Genomic DNA, 17,255 nt, shown 5'->3' on the forward strand with positions numbered 1-17,255 from the left:
CCTGAACACTCAGAAAGGCGCACTGGTGCGTGACCTCGTCGAAATCGGCATGGGCCGGACGGCCCGACGGACCTACGAACTGGACGACATCAGCATCGTCCCGTCCCGTCGGACCCGTTCCTCCAAGGACGTCTCCACCGCGTGGCAGATCGATGCCTACCGGTTCGAGTCACCGATCCTGAGCCACCCGACCGACGCGCTGGTGTCGCCGTCGGTGGCCATCGAGTTGGGCAAGCTCGGTGCACTCGGCGTGATCAACGGCGAGGGACTGTGGGCACGGCATCGCGACGTCGACGCCAAGCTCGAGGAGCTGGCCGCCGTCGCCGCCGGCGATCCCGATCCCTATGCCGCAGTGCGTCATCTGCAGAAGCTGCACGCCGCACCCCTCGACAGCGGACTGCTCGCCGAGGCCGTGGCGCAGGTGCGCGACGCGGGTGTCACCACCGCGGTCCGGGTCAGCCCACAGCACGCACCCGAGCTGACCCCGGCACTGCTCAAGGCCGGTGTCGAGCTGCTCGTCGTGCACGGCACGATCATCTCGGCCGAGCACGTCGCCCAGGTCGACGGCGAGGGTGCCCGCGAGCCGCTGAACCTCAAGACCTTCATCGCCGATCTCGACATCCCGGTGATCGCCGGCGGCGTGCACGACCACCGCACCGCACTGCACCTGATGCGTACCGGTGCGGCCGGCGTGATCGTCGGTTACGGCTCGGCCGCGGGTGCGACCACCACCGGTGAGGTGCTGGGCATCGGCGTGCCGATGGCCACCGCCATCGCCGACGCGGCTGCCGCCCGCCGCGACTACCTCGACGAGACCGGCGGACGCTACGTCCACGTCATCGCCGACGGCGACATCCACAACTCGGGCGACCTGATCAAGGCCATCGCCTGCGGTGCCGACGCCGCCGTGCTCGGCACGCCGCTCGCCGCCTCCGCGTCGGCGCCCGGTGGTGGCTGGTATTGGCCGTCGGCCGCGGCCCACCCCGACACCCCGCGGGGCGCACTGCTCCAGGTGGCCGGCAACGCCGACCGTCCCAGCCTCGAGCGCATCCTGAACGGTCCGTCCGACGACCCGTTCGGCGAGCTCAACCTCGTGGGCGCCCTGCGCCGCGCGATGGCCAAGGCCGGGTACTGCGACCTCAAGGAGTTCCAGCGAGTGGGGCTGTCCGTCCACGCGTAGTTAGGGTGACCTGGCTCATCCCATGTGACAACAACCATTAGCATGGTCTGCATGGGTGTGAAGAAGCGATCCGACAGCACTCCGGATTTCGACGTCCTCATCGTCGGCTCCGGTTTCGGCGGCAGCGCGAGCGCATTGCGCCTGGTGGAGAAGGGCTACCGCGTCGGCGTCATCGAGGCGGGTCGCCGCTTCTCCGACGACGAGTTCGCGAAGACCAGTTGGCGTCTCAACCGCTGGCTGTGGGCGCCGAAGCTGGGCCTGTACGGAATCCAGCGCATCCACGCCCTCAAGGACGTGATGATCCTGGCCGGTGCGGGTGTGGGCGGCGGTTCGCTGAACTACGCGAACACGCTGTACAAGCCGCCGACGCCGTTCTTCACCGATCCCCAGTGGAACCACATCACCGACTGGGAGGACGAGCTCACGCCGTATTACGACCAGGCGCGGCGGATGCTCGGCGTGGTCGAGAACCCGACCATCACCTCCTCGGACCGGATCGTCGCCGAGGTGGCGGAGGAGATGGGCGTCGGTCACACCGTGACCCCCACGCCCGTCGGCGTGTTCTTCGGCGCGAAGACCGGCCTCGCCGGCGCACCCGGCGAGACGGTGCCCGACCCGTACTTCGGTGGCGCCGGACCCGATCGCACCGCCTGCACCGAGTGCGGTGCCTGCATGACCGGCTGCCGCGTCGGCGCCAAGAACACGCTGCTGAAGAACTACCTCGGACTGGCAGAACGCAACGGCGCCACCATCATCGACCGCACGACGGTCGACTCGCTCGTCCAGCGCGCCGACGGCTCGTGGGAGGTCGGGACGCACCACTCGTCGTCGTGGGGGCCGCTGGGACAACGCAAGCGCACCTTCACCGCCGGCCAGGTCATCCTCGCCGCCGGCACGTTCAACACCCAGCGTCTGCTGCACCACGCGAAGTATTCGACGCTGCCGCAGATCTCGGATGCGATGGGACAACTGACGCGCACGAATTCGGAGTCCATCCTGGGCGCGATGGGTTCGCGGATCGATCCGGAGAACGACTACTCGCGTGGCGTCGCCATCACCTCGTCGTTCTACCCGGAGCCGAACACCCACATCGAGCCGGTGCGATATGGCAAGGGCTCCAACGCGATCGCGTATCTGCAGACGTTGCTCACCGATGGTGGCACGCGTCGCAACCGGTTCGGGCAGTTCCTGAAGCAGGTCGCGAAGAACCCGTTCCTGCTGGTTCGGCTGCTCGTCGTGAAGCAGTGGAGCGAACGTACGGTGATCGCGCTGGTCATGCAGAACAACAACAACTCGCTGACGACCTTCGTGCGCAAGCGGGGACCGCTGCGCTACGTCACCAGCAAGCAGGGGCACGGCGAGCCGAACCCGACGTGGATCCCCAAGGGCAACGAGGCAACTCGCCGGATCGCCGCCAAGATGAACAGCGGCATCGCCGGTGGCACGTGGGGCGACATCTTCAACATGCCGCTGACCGCCCACTACCTCGGCGGGTGTGCGATCTCCGACGACCCGTCCACCGGCGTCATCGACCCCTACCAGCGCGTGTGGAACTACCCGACGCTGCACGTCACCGACGGTGCATCGGTCTCGGCGAACCTCGGTGTGAACCCGTCTCTCACGATCTGTGCCCAGGCCGAGCGCGCGATCGCGTTGTGGCCGAACAAGGGTGAGGAAGACCGCCGGCCGTCGCAGGGGCAGTCGTACAAGCGCATCGATCCCTCGACGCCCAAGGCGCCGGTCGTCCCCGCGGATGCGCCCGGGGCGCTGCGCCTGCCGATCACGCCGATCACCCGACCGGGCGTCACCGCCTGACCGGACTCCGGAGAAGAAATGTGGCTGTGCATGGCACGCATGACTTCTACGGGTTGCGGCTAGTCGAGCCCGCGGGCGGTGAGGGTGTCGGCGAACCCGTCCGCGGTGCGGAGCGCGGCGAGCACCACCGGCGCCACCAGGATGCGCGGACCCGGCCGCAGCCCACGCGCCTTGCGTGCCTCGTCGACCTCGCGCACCACCTCGACCATCAGCGGGATCGCTCGGATCGTCAGTGCCAGAGCGATGGCGATCAGGTCGGTGCGCACGCCCACGTGGCGCAGCGGACCCAGGCCGCGGACAATGGCGTCGAGCATGTCGGTGGTGCGGGTCGTCAGTGTGACGATCGTGGCGAGCGCGACCGACAACGCCAGCACGCCGCAGATCACCACGGCGCGTCGCCAATCGGTGAAGATCACCTGAAAAGCGAAGATGAACAACAACATCCAGAGCAGCGGGCGGAGTTGACGCCAGGCCTCGACCGGGCCGATCCCGGCGAGCGCGAACGTCGCCGCGACCGCGAGGGTCGCGATCCCCAACGCGGGCAGCGTCCGCACGGTCAGCGACATCACCAGGATCGCCACGGCCATCGCGACGAACTTGACCCCCGGCGGGAGCCGGTGCACCAGGGTGTTCCCGGGACGGTAGACGCCGAGGACGTTCACGACATCAGTGTGCGGTAGTAGGCGAGCGCCGGCGAGGGCTCGTCGTCGGCGACCACCCGGCCGTCGTCGATGACGATGACGCGGTCGAAGCCGTCGAGGATGTCGAGGTCGTGACTGACGACGATGAGTTGCTCGTCGAGCGTCGCGAAGACGTCGGTGAGCATGCGCGTGTTGCGGAGGTCGAGCAGTGTCGTCGGCTCGTCGGCGACGATGATCGCCGGGTCGGTGACGAAGATCGATGCGAGCGCGAGGAGCTGTTTCTGCCCGCCGGACAGCCGTTGGGCGGGATGGTCGGCGTGCTCGCCCAGCCCGAAACGCTCGAGCACCTCGAGAGCCCGGATCGCGCGCTGCTTCTTGTCTAGGTCGGTGCGGCGCAACGACAGTTCGATGTCCTCGATGACCGTCGGCATGATGATCTGCCGGTCGGGGTCGGAGAAGATGAACCCGACGCGGCGACGGACCTCACGTTTGTTGCGGGAGACGTCGAGACCGTCGACCGTCACCATGCCCGTCCCGGGCACGACGAGCGCGTTGATCATCCGCGCCAGGGTCGACTTCCCGCTGCCGTTGGCCCCGACGATGCCGATCCGGTTCTCGGTGAGATTCAGCGAGACGTCACGCAGCACGACCCGGTCGTCGTAGGCGTGCGAGACGTTCGTGAACTCGATCATCGAAGCGGGGCGATCGCGGAGCGGCTCAGCTGCCGGCGCCGGCGCGCCGGGACAGTCGGAGCGGCTCGATGAGGCCGGGGCGACCGCGATGGATCTGCGCGGCCACCACCGCGGCGACGACGACCTTGATGACGTCGCCGATGATGAACGGGCCGTTCGACGTGATCGCCGCCCACACCGTCAGGTCGGTGCGCAGGACCAATCCGATCACCCCGAACAGGTACAGGACGAACATCCCGCCCAGCGCGTTGATCCCGATGCCCCAGAGAACGCGGTAGCGCGGTTTGTCGCCGACGGACATCATCGCCGCGGTGAGCACGCCGATCACGATGACCGCGGGCAGGAAGCCGACGAAGTAGCCGGCGGTCGGGGAGGCCAGCGCGGTGAGGCCGCTGCGTCCGCCCGACAGGATGGGGAGTCCGGCGATGGCCAGCACCATGAAGATGACGACGGCGAGGGTGCCCTTCCTGGGTCCCAGGACGGCTCCCGCCAGGATCACACCAAGGGTCTGGAACGTGATCGGCACGCCACTGGTGCCGATGTTGATGGTCCCGGGCAGGCCGAGTGCGGCGATCAGCGCGGCGAAAACGGCGGCCTGGGTGAGATCGCCGATGCTCAGCGACCATGCGGTGGTACGGGGAGATGCAGTCATGTCGGTGTCGAAGTATTTCACGTCGTGGTCGACCACTAGACTCGGCCGGGTGACAGACTCTTCTGCAGAGGATTTCCTCGAGGGCCCGCGGCCCGTACTCGTCGTCGACTTCGGAGCGCAGTACGCGCAGCTGATCGCACGGAGAGTGCGTGAGGCCCGGATCTACTCCGAGGTGATCTCCCACGACGCGCCGCTGGCGAAGATCCAGGAGAAGAACCCGGTCGCGATCATCCTCTCGGGCGGACCGGCGTCGGTGTACGCCGAAGACGCCCCCGAACTCGATCCCGCCGTGTTCGACCTGGACATCCCGGTCTTCGGCATCTGCTACGGCTTCCAGGCGATGGCCGCGAAGCTCGGTGGCGAGGTCGCGAACACCGGTGGTCGCGAGTTCGGCCGCACCACCCTGACGGCGAACGGCGAGGGCATCCTGCACCAGGGTCTCTCCGACACCCAGCCGGTGTGGATGAGCCACAACGACGCGGTGCAGCAGGCGCCGGAGGGCTTCACCGTCACCGGTTCGACGCCCGGCGCCCCCGTCGCGGCGTTCGAGAACCTCGAGCGCCGCATGGCCGGCGTCCAGTACCACCCCGAGGTGCTGCACACCCCGCACGGCCAGCAGATCCTCACCCGCTTCCTCTACGAGGTCGCCGGTCTCGAGGCCACCTGGACCGCGGCGAACATCGCCGACGCCCTCATCGACGCGGTCGCCGATCAGATCGGCGACGGCCGGGCGATCTGCGGTCTGTCTGGCGGTGTCGACTCCGCGGTGGCCGCCGCGCTGGTGCAGCGCGCCATCGGCGACCGCCTCACCTGTGTCTTCGTCGACCACGGACTGCTCCGCGCCGGTGAGCGCGAGCAGGTCCAGCACGACTTCGTCGGCGCGACCGGCGCCAAGCTCGTGACCGTCGACGCCGCCGACACGTTCCTCAAGGAATTGTCCGGTGTCAGCGACCCGGAGACCAAGCGCAAGATCATCGGCCGCGAGTTCATCCGTTCCTTCGAGGGCGCGGTGAGCGAGGTCCTCGGCGAGGAGGCCGAGTCGGGGGAGAAGGTCGAGTTCCTGGTCCAGGGCACCCTGTACCCCGACGTCGTGGAATCCGGTGGCGGCAGCGGCACCGCGAACATCAAGAGCCACCACAACGTCGGCGGCCTGCCCGACGACCTCGAGTTCAGCCTCGTCGAGCCCCTGCGCCTGCTGTTCAAGGACGAGGTCCGCGCCGTCGGTCGCGAGCTCGGCCTGCCCGAGGAGATCGTGGCACGCCAGCCGTTCCCGGGCCCGGGTCTGGCTATCCGCATCGTCGGCGAGGTGACCGCCGATCGCCTGGAGATGCTGCGCAAGGCCGACCTCATCGCCCGCGAGGAGCTGACCGCCGCCGGCCTCGACGCCCAGATCTGGCAGTGCCCGGTGGTGCTGCTGGCCGACGTCCGCAGCGTCGGCGTCCAGGGCGACGGCCGTACCTACGGACACCCGATCGTGCTGCGTCCCGTCTCGAGCGAGGACGCGATGACCGCCGACTGGACCCGCGTGCCCTACGAGGTCCTCGAGGTCATCTCGACGCGCATCACCAACGAGGTTCCCGACGTCAACCGCGTCGTCCTCGACGTGACGAGCAAGCCGCCGGGCACCATCGAGTGGGAATGACCGAACGCAATCAGGCCGGCGTGATCATCGCGCCGGCCTGATTGCGTTCACCCCTCGTCCCTCATCCCCGGCTACGCGTTCCGGAGATGATGAGGATCAGGCCGATCAGCAGTCCGACGCCGACGGCGGCCCAGCCGAGGTCGGCGGCGTCGGGGAGTGCCGGTCCGCCGGCGAGTCCCCAGCCCGCGACCGCCAGGGCCGCGATGCCCACGATCCCCAATCCCGGTGCACGATGGGTTGATTCGGCGTAGTCGTCGGCGGCGTTCGGGCCGCTGTCGGTTTGCTCGTTCATCGGGTGACCCGAACCTCTCCCATGCCGGTGTGTGCGTCGATCTCGAGAACGGGCCCGTCGGTGCCGTCACGGCCGCCGTCGAGTCCGGCGGGACACTCGATGTCGCCGACGCCGGTGTCGCAGGTGACGCGGACGTTCATGTTCTCGGGCAACGCGACCTCGATGACGCCGATCCCGTTCCGTAGTTCCACCCGCCGGTCGGCGGTGAGGTCGATCTCCCGTAGGTCGAGGGTCATCTCACCCATCCCGAGGGTGTACTCGGTCTGGATGTCGTTCTCGCTCAGCGGCTTCCAGTTGCGATCGCCGACCCCGCCGGTGGGCAGGGTGACACCGGAGACCGTGGTGGTCACGATGGTCGCGATACCCAGCAGGATGGCGACGGGCAGCAGGCCGGTGCTGTGCTCGCCGGTGCGCCGGCGCAGTGTCGCGGCCAGCACGAGGCCGGCACCGACGACCGCCAGAGACAGGGAGAGGATGCGTGGCACGGTGAACCAATCGACTCCAGCCTGATGCAGGGCCGTGCCGATCGCTCCGACGATGACCGCGAGCCCGAGGACGATCAGCGTCAACGGTGACCGGCGACGACGCTGCTCGACCGGCTTCACCGGTGTGGCGGGTTCGGGCAGATCCCAGGCGAACGGGGCGACTCCCAGCGGATCCCAGGCCGGCGGGGCGGTGTCGATGTCGTCGGAGGCGGGCACCGGGGTCGGCAGGGGAGACCAGCGTTGCGTGCCGGCCGAAGCGGTGTCGACGTCGTTCTGGCTCAAGCCCGTCTCCTCTGTCGCCGCGAAGTTCACGGCCGGCTCGGTGGTGGGGGTCACGTTCGTCGCCGGACTCGGCTGCGTTCCGGGGCCGTGGGTGGGTTTCTGCAAGTCGACGCCCGGGGTGTTCGTCGGGGTCGGCGTGTTCGCCGGGACACCGGTGGTCTCGGTGCCGGCCATGGCGCGCGGGACCCAGCGTTCGAACTGCCCCGCCGTCGGCGGCGGCACCACGACGTCGGTGACGGCGACGGTGTCGATGCTGGTGCCGGGCGGGGGCGTCGGGGTGCGCAGGTGGAGCAGGTACCACCCGCCGAGCATGAGGATCGCGCCGACCAGTCCGCCCGATCCCCAGGTGCGGTTCGGGCCGACCGAGGTGACGATGACGATCGCGAGGACGGCCAGCACGATGAACTGCGGGTTGCCCCAGCCGTGGCCGCGGTGACCGCCGCGACCACCGGAGTGGGCGGCGCGAAGGGCCTCGGTGTGGGCGCGCTGCCGGCCCGGGAACGCGATCCACGCGGCCAGGTACAGGATCAGCCCGCTGCCGCCGAAGAAGGCGGACACCACGAAGGCGATCTTCACGAGGGTCGGATCGACGCGGTAGCGGGCCGCGATGCCACTGCACACGCCGGCGATGGTCCGGTTCTCCGGACGGTAGGGGCGTGTCGACCACATCTCCCTGAGCTGATTCTGGAACTCCTTGGTGTCCATGGCGATCATCGTGCTCTCCCGGGCACCCGCAGCACATCGGGTGATCCCCTGATTTCCGCCCGGGGGTGATCGGGGGGACGAACCTCCACCCCGAGACCGCGGGCACAGAAACAGGGGTGAACCCCGATGTCCGGATTCGTCGCCCGTGGGAACATCGAGGGGTGAGTGGAACGGAGGTGGAGCCTGCCCCGCGGCTGGTACGACGGGACGGCGGCCGGGTGGTCGCCGGGGTCGCCGGTGGCATAGCCGACCATCTGGGGGTCGACGTCTTCCGCGTCCGGATCGTGTTCGTGGTGCTCGCCGCGCTGGCCGGTGCCGGGGTCGCGGCCTACGGGCTGCTGTGGTTCTTCTGCCCACCCGGCAAGGACACCGCACCGCCCGCACCGGGCGAGCGCCGGCAGTCACTCGGACTCGCGGTGATCGGGCTCGTGGCGATGTCGGTCGTCGGCTTCGCCGCGTCGGGCACGCCCGCGGAATACCTCGTCCCCTTCGTGTTCGTCGCCATCGGCGCGAGCCTGGTGTGGCGCGAGTTCGACACCTCTCACCGCGCGCCGCGTGCCCCGCTGCTCACCTGGACACGGCTCATCGGCGGGGTGCTGCTGGTGGTCGGCGGATTGGTGGTGATCGTCCTCGCCGGCGATCGCAGCTTCGGCGGACTCAACTCGACGATCCTCGCGGTGATCGCGACCCTGATCGGCGTCGTGCTGCTCACCGTGCCGCTGTGGATGCGGATGTGGCGCGCCCTCAACGAGGAACGTGCCGCACGCATCCGCAATGCCGAACGCGAGGAGATCGCCTCGCACCTACACGATTCGGTGCTGCAGACCCTCGCACTGATCCAGAAGAAGGCCCATCGCCCGGAGGAGGTCGCGCGCCTCGCCCGCAGCCAGGAACGCGAGCTGCGTGCGTGGCTGTTCGGCGACCCCGCCCAGGAGCGCGGCTCGCTCGCCGCGGCGCTGCGCAGCGTCGGCGCGGAGGTCGAGGACGCCTACGGGGTCGAGGTCGAGATCATCACCGTCGGCGACCTGCGGCCCAGCGACGCACGTGATGCGAAGCGCTGGTCGGCGCTGGCGGGCGCGACCCGGGAGGCGCTGGTCAACGCGGCCAAACATTCCGGTGAGCGCACGGTCGACGTGTACAGCGAGGTGACCGACGATCAGGTCGAGGTGTTCGTCCGCGACCGCGGCGTCGGCTTCGACCCGGACGTCGTCGACGACGATCGCCAGGGCATCACCCGGTCGATCCGGGCGCGGATGGAACGGATGGGTGGCCGCGTGGCGATCACCTCGACACCGGGGCGCGGCACCAACGTCGCGCTCACGATGCCGCGCATCGACGGTGTGGCGGGGACCGAGGTCGCGGGCGAGGTCGCGGCGTCCCCGGTGGAACAGCTGCAGTCAGAGAACGAACCGACGGACGACCGGAAGGTGAGATGACGACCCCCGAGCAGACCCCGAACCCGACGGACACGACGGCCGACGCGGCAGCGTCGTACAACGCCGACGCCGCGGCGTCGACCTACACCGTGTACCTCGTCGACGACCACGCCGTGTTCCGTTCCGGGGTGCGCGCGGAACTGGCCGACGAGTCGGGGCTACGTGTGGTCGGGGAGGCGGGCGCCGTGCCGGAGGCGATCGCCGGGATCGTGGCCACCGCACCGGATGTGGTGCTCCTCGATGTCCACATGCCCGCCGGCGGCGGGGTCGCGGTGCTGCGGGGCGTCCTCGACCGGGTCGGCGCCGATGCGGAGACGGCGCCGGTCTTCCTCGCCCTCAGCGTCTCCGATGCCGCCGAGGACGTGATCGCGACGATCCGGGCAGGCGCCCGCGGGTATGTCACCAAGACGATCGACGGCGCCGAACTGGCCGACGCGGTGCGCCGGGTCGCCGAGGGCGATGCGGTGTTCAGCCCCCGGCTGGCCGGATTCGTGCTGGACTCGTTCACCGGGAAGTCGTCGGCGCCCGAACCGCCGCTGGACCCCGAACTCGACTCCCTCACCCGCCGTGAACTCGAGGTGTTGCGGCTGCTCGCCCGCGGCTACACCTACCGGGAGATCGCCGAGGAACTCTTCATCTCGATCAAGACAGTGGAGACGCACGCGTCGAACGTGCTGCGCAAGACCCAGCAGTCCAACCGGAACGCGCTGACCCGCTGGGCGGCCACGCGCCACATCGGGTAACCCCGCGGGAGCGTTGACCTCCCGCGGGTCCATTTCCCTCCCGCGGGCGCTAGCCGGAAAGCGGGAAGGAAATGGTCCCGCGGGATTGCGTATTACCGCAACAGTGCGATGGCGAGGACCACGAGCACCGCCAGCACCGCGAAGAACACGAACACCGACACCGCGAGCGCGGTGCTCGAGGTCACCGGGGTCCGGGTCGGTTCCCCGTAGCCGGGGTTCATCGGTTGACGGTGGGACGAAGACGACCGGGACGTCACCGAATACGGCGGCGGCGTCGACATCAGGGTCGGGGAGTGGTGCTCCTGCCGGGTGTGCGGGACATCGCGTGAGCCGCGGTCGCCGGCGATCGTGGGGGCGTAGGGCGGCAGCGTCGCGCCCGCCACCGGGCGGTGAGGTCCCGTCGTCGACGAACGGTTGTTACGTTGTGCCCACACCGGCGTACCGGTGCCGGGGCGGGTGATGAGGCCGGTGAGCACCTGGTCCTTGGTACCGCGCGAACCCGCCGCGAACGCGGTGAGGGCATCGCGCGCCTCCGCCATCGTCGGCCGCTTGGTCGGACTCGGTTCGAGCAGGCGCAGCAGGACGGGTTCGAGTTCGCCGGCCTTCGTCATCGGATTGATCCGCGCGCGAGCGACCTTGTGCAGCAAGGTGATCGAATTGTCGTCGACGCCGAACGGTGGTTGACCCTCGACCATCGTGTAGATCGTGGCGCCCAGCGAGTAGACGTCGGAGGCCTCCATCGGCTCCGCGCCGCGGGCCACCTCGGGCGCGAAATAGGCTGGGGTGCCGGTGATCACGCCGGTCTGGGTGAGGGTCACGTCGTCCTTGGCCCGCGAGATCCCGAAGTCGGTGATCTTGACGAGCCCGGCGTTACGGCCGCCCTCGGCGATCAGGATGTTGCCCGGCTTGATGTCGCGGTGCACGATGCCGGCCGCATGGGCCTCGACCATCGCATCGGCAACCTGTGCGCCGATCTGGGCTGCTTCCCTCGGCTCGAGTGTCGTTGTGGCATGCAGGATCTGCGCGACACTGCGCGACGGCAGGTATTCCATCACCAGCCACGGCTCACCGCGGTCGAGGGCGACGTCGTGCATGGCGATGGCGTTGCGATGCGAGAGCTTCGCCGCGATGCGACCTTCGCGCATGGCCCGCTTGCGGACGTTGTCCGCGGAATCCTCGGTGAGGCCCTCGGTGGAGATGACCTGTTTGACGGCCACCTCGCGATCGAGGAGCTGATCGCGGGCCAGCCACACCGTGCCCATGCCGCCGCCACCGATCCGCGACTTCAGGCGGTATCGGCCGGCCACCAGGTACTGGGGACCTGGGGCATGATGGGTTCCGACGGACGGTGGCATACGGCGATGATAGCCGCGAGGGGTCGTCGGCGGGCACTCCGCTTGACAGCCGGATCGCACATGTGTTCGACTCGCTCTCATGCGATGGTCCGAGCAGGCGGTCGAGGCTGACGACGGGGCGCTCCCCGGGCTGAGCCGCTCCGGCCTGGTGCGGTCGGTGCGGACGCCCGACTTCGAGGGTGTCACCTTCCACGAGGTGCTGGCGAAGAGTGCTCTCAATCGTGTCCCGGAAGCATCTCATCTCCCGTTTCAGTTCACTGTCAACACTTTTCGCGGATGCACTCACGCGTGCCGCTATTGTTTCGCCCGGCCGACGCACGAGTACCTCGACCTCGACGCGGGCAAGGACTTCGACTCCCAGGTGGTCGTGAAGCTGAACGTGGCCGCGGTGCTGCGCAAGGAGCTCAAACGCCGCTCGTGGACGCGGGAGACCGTCGCCCTGGGGACCAACACCGACCCGTATCAGCGCGCGGAGGGTCGGTACAAGCTCATGCCGGGTGTGATCGCCGCGCTCGCGGAGTCCCGGACCCCGTTCTCGATCCTCACCAAGGGGACGCTGATCCGGCGCGATCTGCCGCTGCTGCGACAGGCGGCGGGTCAGGTCCCGGTGGGCATCGGCATCTCGCTGGCGATCATCGACCCGGATCTGCAGAGGAAGGTCGAACCCGGCACCCCGTCGCCGCAGGCCAGGCTCTCGCTGATCCGCGACCTCGCCGACGCCGGCCTCGCCCCGCACGTGATGGTCGCACCGGTCATCCCGTATCTGACGGATGCGAGATCTCATCTCGACGAGCTGCTCGGGGCGCTCGCCGACGCGGGGGCGGCGGGCGTGACCGCGTTCCCGATGCACCTGCGGTCCTCGACCAAGCCGTGGTTCCTGGAATGGCTGGCCGAGGAACATCCGGCGCTGATCCGTAGGTACCGCGGTCTCTACGGGCGCGGTGCCTACGTGACGCCGGAGTACTCGTCGTGGTTGCGGGAGCGGATGCAACCGATGGTTCAGCGGCACGGGCTGGCCGGCTCTGGTGGCCTGCGGCAGTCCGGCTCGGACGCGGGGTCGCCCGGGTCCGTGGCCGCACCCGAACTGCAGCACGCACTCACCCTGTTCTGACGGCCCTTGCTCCCCGCGCCTGAAGCAGCGAGGCGGGGATACGCAGCTGTTCGCCTTCTTCTGTGACGAAAGATGCTCCAGTGCAACGTGTTATGTCTGGTCGCGGGTCGCCGATCGGTCTCGGTTGACGCTTGTCGGTGGGTGGTCCTACTCTCTGATCATCGAAACAATGTTCGAATGATCGGCGGACGAGATCACCCTCTCGGATCATTCCCACGGCGGTTCGAGAACCAGATGGCGCAGCACCTTCCCGGCTCGCTCGAGAACCACCACGCGACTGGAGAGTGTCATGGATGTGTCGTCCCGTACGGATGAGTTGGCCGGCCTCCGCCGACGCATGGCGGCGATGTCGGGACGTCCCGACCGGCATGCAGTGGAGACGCGCGATCCGGCCACCGGCGTGCTGCCGATTCCGGAGCCGCTGTCAGAGATACTGCCGCACAATGGGATTCCTCGCGGAACGGTCGCCCGGTTCGACGGTGCCAACTCGTTGCTGATCGCGATGATCGCGTCGGCCACCCGTGCGGGTGGCCAGGTCGGGATCGTCGGGATGCCCCGGCTGAGCCTGTTGTCGGCGGTGGAGATGGGTGCGGACCTCTCGCGCATCGCCACCATTCCCGATCCCGGCCTCGATCCGGTGGAGGTCGCCGCGGTCCTGCTCGACGGCATGGACCTGGTGGTGCTCGGCCGTGTGGGGCCGGGTACGGCGGATGCGGTCGCCCCGTCGCGTGCACGCGTGGTGATGGGACGCGTCCGCAAGCAGTCGTCGGTCCTGCTGGTCGCCGGTGGTACCTGGCCGGGTGCGCAGCTGACCATCGAGGCGCGAGTGCTCACCTACCGGCACAGTCCGCTGCTGTCCGGCGCCACCGACCTGGACTCCGCACGCAGCGGATACGGCCGCATCGGCGGAATGAGACTGCAGGTCACGGCATCAGGACGCGGCAGACAGACCCAGAGCACCGAGGTCGACCTCCTGGCACGAGGTCAGGGTGCCGACCGCTCGGTGGAGATGGTCTCGACGACGAGCACTCGTCCGGTCCTCGCGGTCGCGAACTGATGACACGGCAGGAACTCACCAGGCGGACTCTCGCGCTCTGGTGCCCGGACTGGCCGGCGATGGCGGCGGCCGCCGAGGCCGACCTGCCGCCGCTGCATCCGGTGGCGGTGCTGTCGGCGAACCGGGTGGTCGCCTGCTCGTCGACCGCCCGGGCCGTCGGCGTCCGGCGCGGCATGCGCAAACGCCAGGCGCAGGCGCTGTGCCCGGAGATGACCGTCGTCGCGGCCGACGAGGTCCGCGACGGCCGGCTGTTCGATCCGGTGGTGGCCGCGGTGGCCGACGTGATCCCGACCCTCGAGGTGCTCCGGCCGGGTCTGCTGGTGATCCCCGGTGATCGGGCGGCTCGCTACTTCGGCGGCATGGAGGCGCTCGCCGAGGAGCTCGTCGACGTCGTGTCGGCCTGCGGCATCGAATCGCAGGTCGGCATCGCCGACGAGATCTTCACCGCGGTCCTGGCCGCGCGGCGCGGCCACCAGGTGGAGCCGGGTGGGGACCGGGCCTATCTCGCCGGCCGGCCCATCGCCGATCTCGCCCTCGAACCGAGCATGAGCGACCCGTCGCGTGTCGAGCTGGTGGATCTGTTGCGGCGTCTGGGGATAGGCACCATCGGCGCATTCGCCGAGATGGACATCGCCGACGTGGCGACCCGCTTCGCCCGGGACGCGGTGCTCGCGCACCGTCTGGCCAACGCGTTGCCGGGCCGCGTGCCGTCGGGCCGCCACCTGCCGGCCGAACTCGATGTCGACCACACCTGCGATCCGCCAGTCGACCGCATCGATGCCGCGGCGTTCATCGGCCGCACCCTCGCCGAGAAGCTCCACCAACGACTGCGCGACGCCGCCGTTGCTTGCACCCGACTCACCATCGAGGCGACCACCGAACGCGGACAACAGCATTCGAGGACGTGGAATTGTGCGCAGCCGCTGACCCCGGAGACCACCGCGGACCGTATCCGATGGCAGTTGGAGGGCTGGCTGACCGGTGGCCGGCGAGGGAACAGCCGGGCGAGAGGGCAGGTCAAGGACACCCGCCCCGACTCGCCGATCGTGCGCCTGCGGCTGGAGCCGGTGGAGGTCGTCGAGGCCGGTGCCCTGCACTACCAGCTCACGGAAACGCTCGCGGGTGGCTCGGCGGTCGACCCCGACGTCGAAGAACGCGCTCGACGTTCCCTGGTCCGCATCCAGGGGTTGCTGGGCGGCGATGCCGTGCGCATCCCGGTGCTCAGCGGTGGCCGCGGACCAGCCGAACGGATCACGATGGTGTCCCTCGGCGACGAACGGACACCGCGTCGCGACCCGTCCGCGCCGTGGCCCGGGCACCTGCCGCAACCCACCCCGACGGTTCTGGTGGAGACGGCGATCAGCGTGCTCGACGCCCTCGGTCAACCCGTGCGGGTGACCGACCGGGGAGCGTTCACCGCCGAACCGGTGACCGTCCGGCTGTCGGAGACGACGGGTGGCGGAAAAGGCCGGAAGACGAGCTGGGGGTTGTGCTGGTGGGCCGGTCCGTGGCCGGTCGGAATGGACCGCGCATCCGCGGCGGGAACCGAACTGATCGCGCGGGCTCAGGTGCTGCTCGACGACTCACGCGCCCTGCTGCTCTGTTACCGCGGCGGTGAGTGGATCGTCGAAGGGGTCTACGAGTGAGGGCCTCAGTTGTTGCGGCCCCGCGCGATCACCGGCCAACGGGTGTCCGAGCCGTCGATCGCCACCAGCTCGTCGACGAGGTTGACCGCGTTGCACACGTGATTCGGCACCACGCGAACAAAACTCCCGATACCGGGGATGCGCTCGTCGGACGACCCGGCCGGGAACTCCACCACCGCATGATGTTCCGACAGCATCACGATGCGGGCGTCGTGATGATCGAGGAGCCGGCCGTACCCGGTCGCCCAGGCGGCGCGGTCGGCACCGAGGATCTTGCTGCCCGCGTCGAGGACGACCCGGTGGTTGTCACGGCGCACCACCGTCGCGACCGCGGTCAACGAGACCTCGTCGAAGCCGCACGAGCCGATCTCCACCTGCTGTGCGTCGTTGAACGGGTACACGCCGGGCCGGATCTCGGTCAGGACGTTCGCCTGCTCGGCGTCGAGCAGGCCGACCGTCGGGGTCGAGCCACCACTGCGTACCCGCGGTTCGATTCCGTTGGCGCGCAATCCGTCTGCCGCCGTCGCCAGTGCGGCCAGCTCCTGGGTGGCCGCGTCGCGTCGGGTGTCGCCGAGGCCGTAGGAGTGGCCGGGGAAGGTGAACACGCCGATCACGTCGAGTCCCTCCGCGACACCCGCCGCGCCGACCGAACCGGCCAGTTCGGGGGTGACGCCGGTGCGGTGCTGGCCGGAGTCGACCTCGACGAGCACCTGCAACCGGGCCGGACCCACCGCGGAGGCGAGATGCCGTGCGCCGGCGAGCGAATCGATCCCCAATCGCAGGGTGACCCGCTCGGCGAGGGCGCGGAGTCGAGCTGCCTGGCCAGCGGTCGGCCACAACGGGTACGCGATGAAGATGTCGGTGCACCCGGTGACATCCGCGGCATCGGCGAATGCCTCGGCCTCGCCGATGGTCGCCACGGTCAGGCCGACCGCGCCGTGCTCGATCTGCAGGCGGGCGATCTCGGCGCATTTGTGAGTCTTGGCGTGTGGCCGCACGTCGACCCCGACGCTCCGGGCTGCTCCGGCGAGGGCGGCGAGGTTGCGGTCCAGACGGTCGACGTCGACCTCGAGGTACGGGGTGTCGATCACGCGTCGCGACCACCCGAACGGCGGGCACGCCCCATCGCTGCCGCCGACTCGCCGAACAGCAGGTACTCCAGATGCAGGATGCGGGTGGTCAGGTCGGGCGTGAAGCGGTGCCCGATCTCGGCGATCGTCCCGACGACCGAGCTGACCCGCTTGGGCCGGTCGACGATCGCGTGCAACACGCGGGACGCGGCCTTGTCCACATCCCAGGTGCCGGGCTGGTTGTCGTAGGCCTCGGTGGGCGAGATCATCCGCGTCTTCACCAGCGGCAGACGCACATTGGAGAATGTGACGTGGTCGGAGACGGTCTCGGTGCCGGTGACGTCGCTGAACGCCTCCAGTGCCGCCTTCGACGCCGCGTAGGCACCGAAGCGCGGTCCGCGGGACTGCACCGCGATCGAGGTCACGTTGACCACATGTCCCGACCGCCGGG

At 69.3% G+C, this 17,255-nt stretch carries 16 protein-coding genes; 8 read left to right on the forward strand and 8 right to left on the reverse strand.

The genetic code is table 11. The annotated features are described in order from the left end of the window. Window positions 1-25: 25 nt before the first annotated feature. Window positions 26-1,180 (forward strand): GuaB3 family IMP dehydrogenase-related protein, encoded by a 1,155-nt coding sequence (locus GOALK_RS20330; RefSeq protein WP_006360726.1) that lies wholly within the window; start codon window positions 26-28, stop codon window positions 1,178-1,180. A 51-nt stretch (window positions 1,181-1,231) separates the two neighbouring features. After that, on the forward strand, window positions 1,232-2,995 hold the full coding sequence (locus GOALK_RS20335; protein WP_040004383.1) for a GMC family oxidoreductase N-terminal domain-containing protein: 1,764 nt from the start codon (window positions 1,232-1,234) through the stop codon (window positions 2,993-2,995). Window positions 2,996-3,054: 59 nt separating this feature from the next. On the opposite strand, the gene GOALK_RS20340 is transcribed toward GOALK_RS20335, so the two are convergent. From GOALK_RS20340 to GOALK_RS20350, 3 genes are read right to left on the reverse strand one after another with little or no spacing between them, the layout of a single operon-like run. Then, on the reverse strand, window positions 3,055-3,657 hold the full coding sequence (locus tag GOALK_RS20340) for an energy-coupling factor transporter transmembrane component T family protein (RefSeq protein ID WP_006360728.1): 603 nt from the start codon (window positions 3,655-3,657) through the stop codon (window positions 3,055-3,057). After that, window positions 3,654-4,328 (reverse strand): energy-coupling factor ABC transporter ATP-binding protein, encoded by a 675-nt coding sequence (locus GOALK_RS20345; RefSeq protein WP_006360729.1) that lies wholly within the window; start codon window positions 4,326-4,328, stop codon window positions 3,654-3,656. Before GOALK_RS20345 ends, GOALK_RS20340 begins: the two co-directional genes overlap by 4 nt. A gap of 25 nt (window positions 4,329-4,353) precedes the next feature. Further along, on the reverse strand, window positions 4,354-4,980 hold the full coding sequence (locus GOALK_RS20350) for a biotin transporter BioY (RefSeq protein ID WP_035750894.1): 627 nt from the start codon (window positions 4,978-4,980) through the stop codon (window positions 4,354-4,356). A 49-nt stretch (window positions 4,981-5,029) separates the two neighbouring features. Between GOALK_RS20350 and guaA the strand changes: the two genes are divergently transcribed. Then, window positions 5,030-6,622 carry a glutamine-hydrolyzing GMP synthase gene (gene guaA, locus GOALK_RS20355; RefSeq protein WP_035750564.1) on the forward strand — a complete coding sequence of 531 codons (1,593 nt, stop codon included), beginning with the start codon at window positions 5,030-5,032 and terminating at the stop codon, window positions 6,620-6,622. A 61-nt stretch (window positions 6,623-6,683) separates the two neighbouring features. On the opposite strand, the gene GOALK_RS20360 is transcribed toward guaA, so the two are convergent. Next, a complete protein-coding gene (locus GOALK_RS20360; protein WP_006360732.1) occupies window positions 6,684-6,914 on the reverse strand; it encodes a hypothetical protein in 231 nt (76 codons plus the stop codon). After that, window positions 6,911-8,395: a PspC domain-containing protein gene (locus GOALK_RS20365; RefSeq protein ID WP_006360733.1), complete on the reverse strand. Its 1,485-nt coding sequence runs from the start codon at window positions 8,393-8,395 to the stop codon at window positions 6,911-6,913. The genes GOALK_RS20360 and GOALK_RS20365 overlap by 4 nt, the downstream gene beginning before the upstream one ends. Before the next feature lie 152 nt (window positions 8,396-8,547). Here GOALK_RS20365 and GOALK_RS20370 point away from each other — a divergent pair, with 152 nt between their 5' ends. Then, a complete protein-coding gene (locus GOALK_RS20370) occupies window positions 8,548-9,822 on the forward strand; it encodes an ATP-binding protein (RefSeq protein ID WP_035750566.1) in 1,275 nt (424 codons plus the stop codon). After that, a complete protein-coding gene (locus tag GOALK_RS20375; RefSeq protein WP_006360735.1) occupies window positions 9,819-10,565 on the forward strand; it encodes a LuxR C-terminal-related transcriptional regulator in 747 nt (248 codons plus the stop codon). Before GOALK_RS20370 ends, GOALK_RS20375 begins: the two co-directional genes overlap by 4 nt. Before the next feature lie 92 nt (window positions 10,566-10,657). Here GOALK_RS20375 and GOALK_RS20380 read toward each other — a convergent pair whose 3' ends face one another. Beyond that, on the reverse strand, window positions 10,658-11,920 hold the full coding sequence (locus GOALK_RS20380; RefSeq protein WP_035750568.1) for a serine/threonine-protein kinase: 1,263 nt from the start codon (window positions 11,918-11,920) through the stop codon (window positions 10,658-10,660). A 79-nt stretch (window positions 11,921-11,999) separates the two neighbouring features. On the opposite strand from GOALK_RS20380, the gene GOALK_RS20385 reads away from it, so the two are divergent. From GOALK_RS20385 to GOALK_RS20395, 3 genes are all read left to right on the forward strand, one after another. After that, on the forward strand, window positions 12,000-13,031 hold the full coding sequence (locus tag GOALK_RS20385) for an Rv2578c family radical SAM protein (protein ID WP_006360737.1): 1,032 nt from the start codon (window positions 12,000-12,002) through the stop codon (window positions 13,029-13,031). 289 nt (window positions 13,032-13,320) lie between these two features. Further along, window positions 13,321-14,088 carry a DnaE2-dependent mutagenesis accessory factor ImuA' gene (gene imuA', locus GOALK_RS20390; protein WP_035750570.1) on the forward strand — a complete coding sequence of 256 codons (768 nt, stop codon included), beginning with the start codon at window positions 13,321-13,323 and terminating at the stop codon, window positions 14,086-14,088. Next, window positions 14,088-15,734 (forward strand): DNA polymerase Y family protein, encoded by a 1,647-nt coding sequence (locus tag GOALK_RS20395; RefSeq protein WP_006360739.1) that lies wholly within the window; start codon window positions 14,088-14,090, stop codon window positions 15,732-15,734. Before imuA' ends, GOALK_RS20395 begins: the two co-directional genes overlap by 1 nt. 5 nt (window positions 15,735-15,739) lie before the next feature. Here GOALK_RS20395 and GOALK_RS20400 read toward each other — a convergent pair whose 3' ends face one another. Next, window positions 15,740-16,825 (reverse strand): alanine racemase, encoded by a 1,086-nt coding sequence (locus tag GOALK_RS20400; protein ID WP_006360740.1) that lies wholly within the window; start codon window positions 16,823-16,825, stop codon window positions 15,740-15,742. Beyond that, window positions 16,822-17,255, reverse strand: a 434-nt coding sequence (locus GOALK_RS20405) for an SDR family NAD(P)-dependent oxidoreductase (RefSeq protein WP_157139175.1), incomplete at its 5' end; no start/stop codon positions are given. The genes GOALK_RS20400 and GOALK_RS20405, both read right to left, overlap by 4 nt.

The organism is Gordonia alkanivorans NBRC 16433, from assembly GCF_000225505.1.
GTDB classification, from domain to species: domain Bacteria; phylum Actinomycetota; class Actinomycetes; order Mycobacteriales; family Mycobacteriaceae; genus Gordonia; species Gordonia alkanivorans.

Excerpts from the sequence above, each read along its gene's own strand:
- GOALK_RS20335 (WP_040004383.1), top strand. The coding sequence starts at position 1,232 with ATGGGTGTGAAGAAGCGATCCGACAGCACTCCGGATTTCGACGTCCTC.
- GOALK_RS20345 (WP_006360729.1), bottom strand. The coding sequence starts at position 4,328 with ATGATCGAGTTCACGAACGTCTCGCACGCCTACGACGACCGGGTCGTG.
- GOALK_RS20350 (WP_035750894.1), bottom strand. The coding sequence starts at position 4,980 with ATGACTGCATCTCCCCGTACCACCGCATGGTCGCTGAGCATCGGCGAT.
- GOALK_RS20360 (WP_006360732.1), bottom strand. The coding sequence starts at position 6,914 with ATGAACGAGCAAACCGACAGCGGCCCGAACGCCGCCGACGACTACGCC.
- GOALK_RS20365 (WP_006360733.1), bottom strand. The coding sequence starts at position 8,395 with ATGATCGCCATGGACACCAAGGAGTTCCAGAATCAGCTCAGGGAGATG.
- GOALK_RS20375 (WP_006360735.1), top strand. The coding sequence starts at position 9,819 with ATGACGACCCCCGAGCAGACCCCGAACCCGACGGACACGACGGCCGAC.
- GOALK_RS20380 (WP_035750568.1), bottom strand. The coding sequence starts at position 11,920 with ATGCCACCGTCCGTCGGAACCCATCATGCCCCAGGTCCCCAGTACCTG.
- GOALK_RS20385 (WP_006360737.1), top strand. The coding sequence starts at position 12,000 with ATGCGATGGTCCGAGCAGGCGGTCGAGGCTGACGACGGGGCGCTCCCC.
- imuA' (WP_035750570.1), top strand. The coding sequence starts at position 13,321 with ATGGATGTGTCGTCCCGTACGGATGAGTTGGCCGGCCTCCGCCGACGC.
- GOALK_RS20395 (WP_006360739.1), top strand. The coding sequence starts at position 14,088 with ATGACACGGCAGGAACTCACCAGGCGGACTCTCGCGCTCTGGTGCCCG.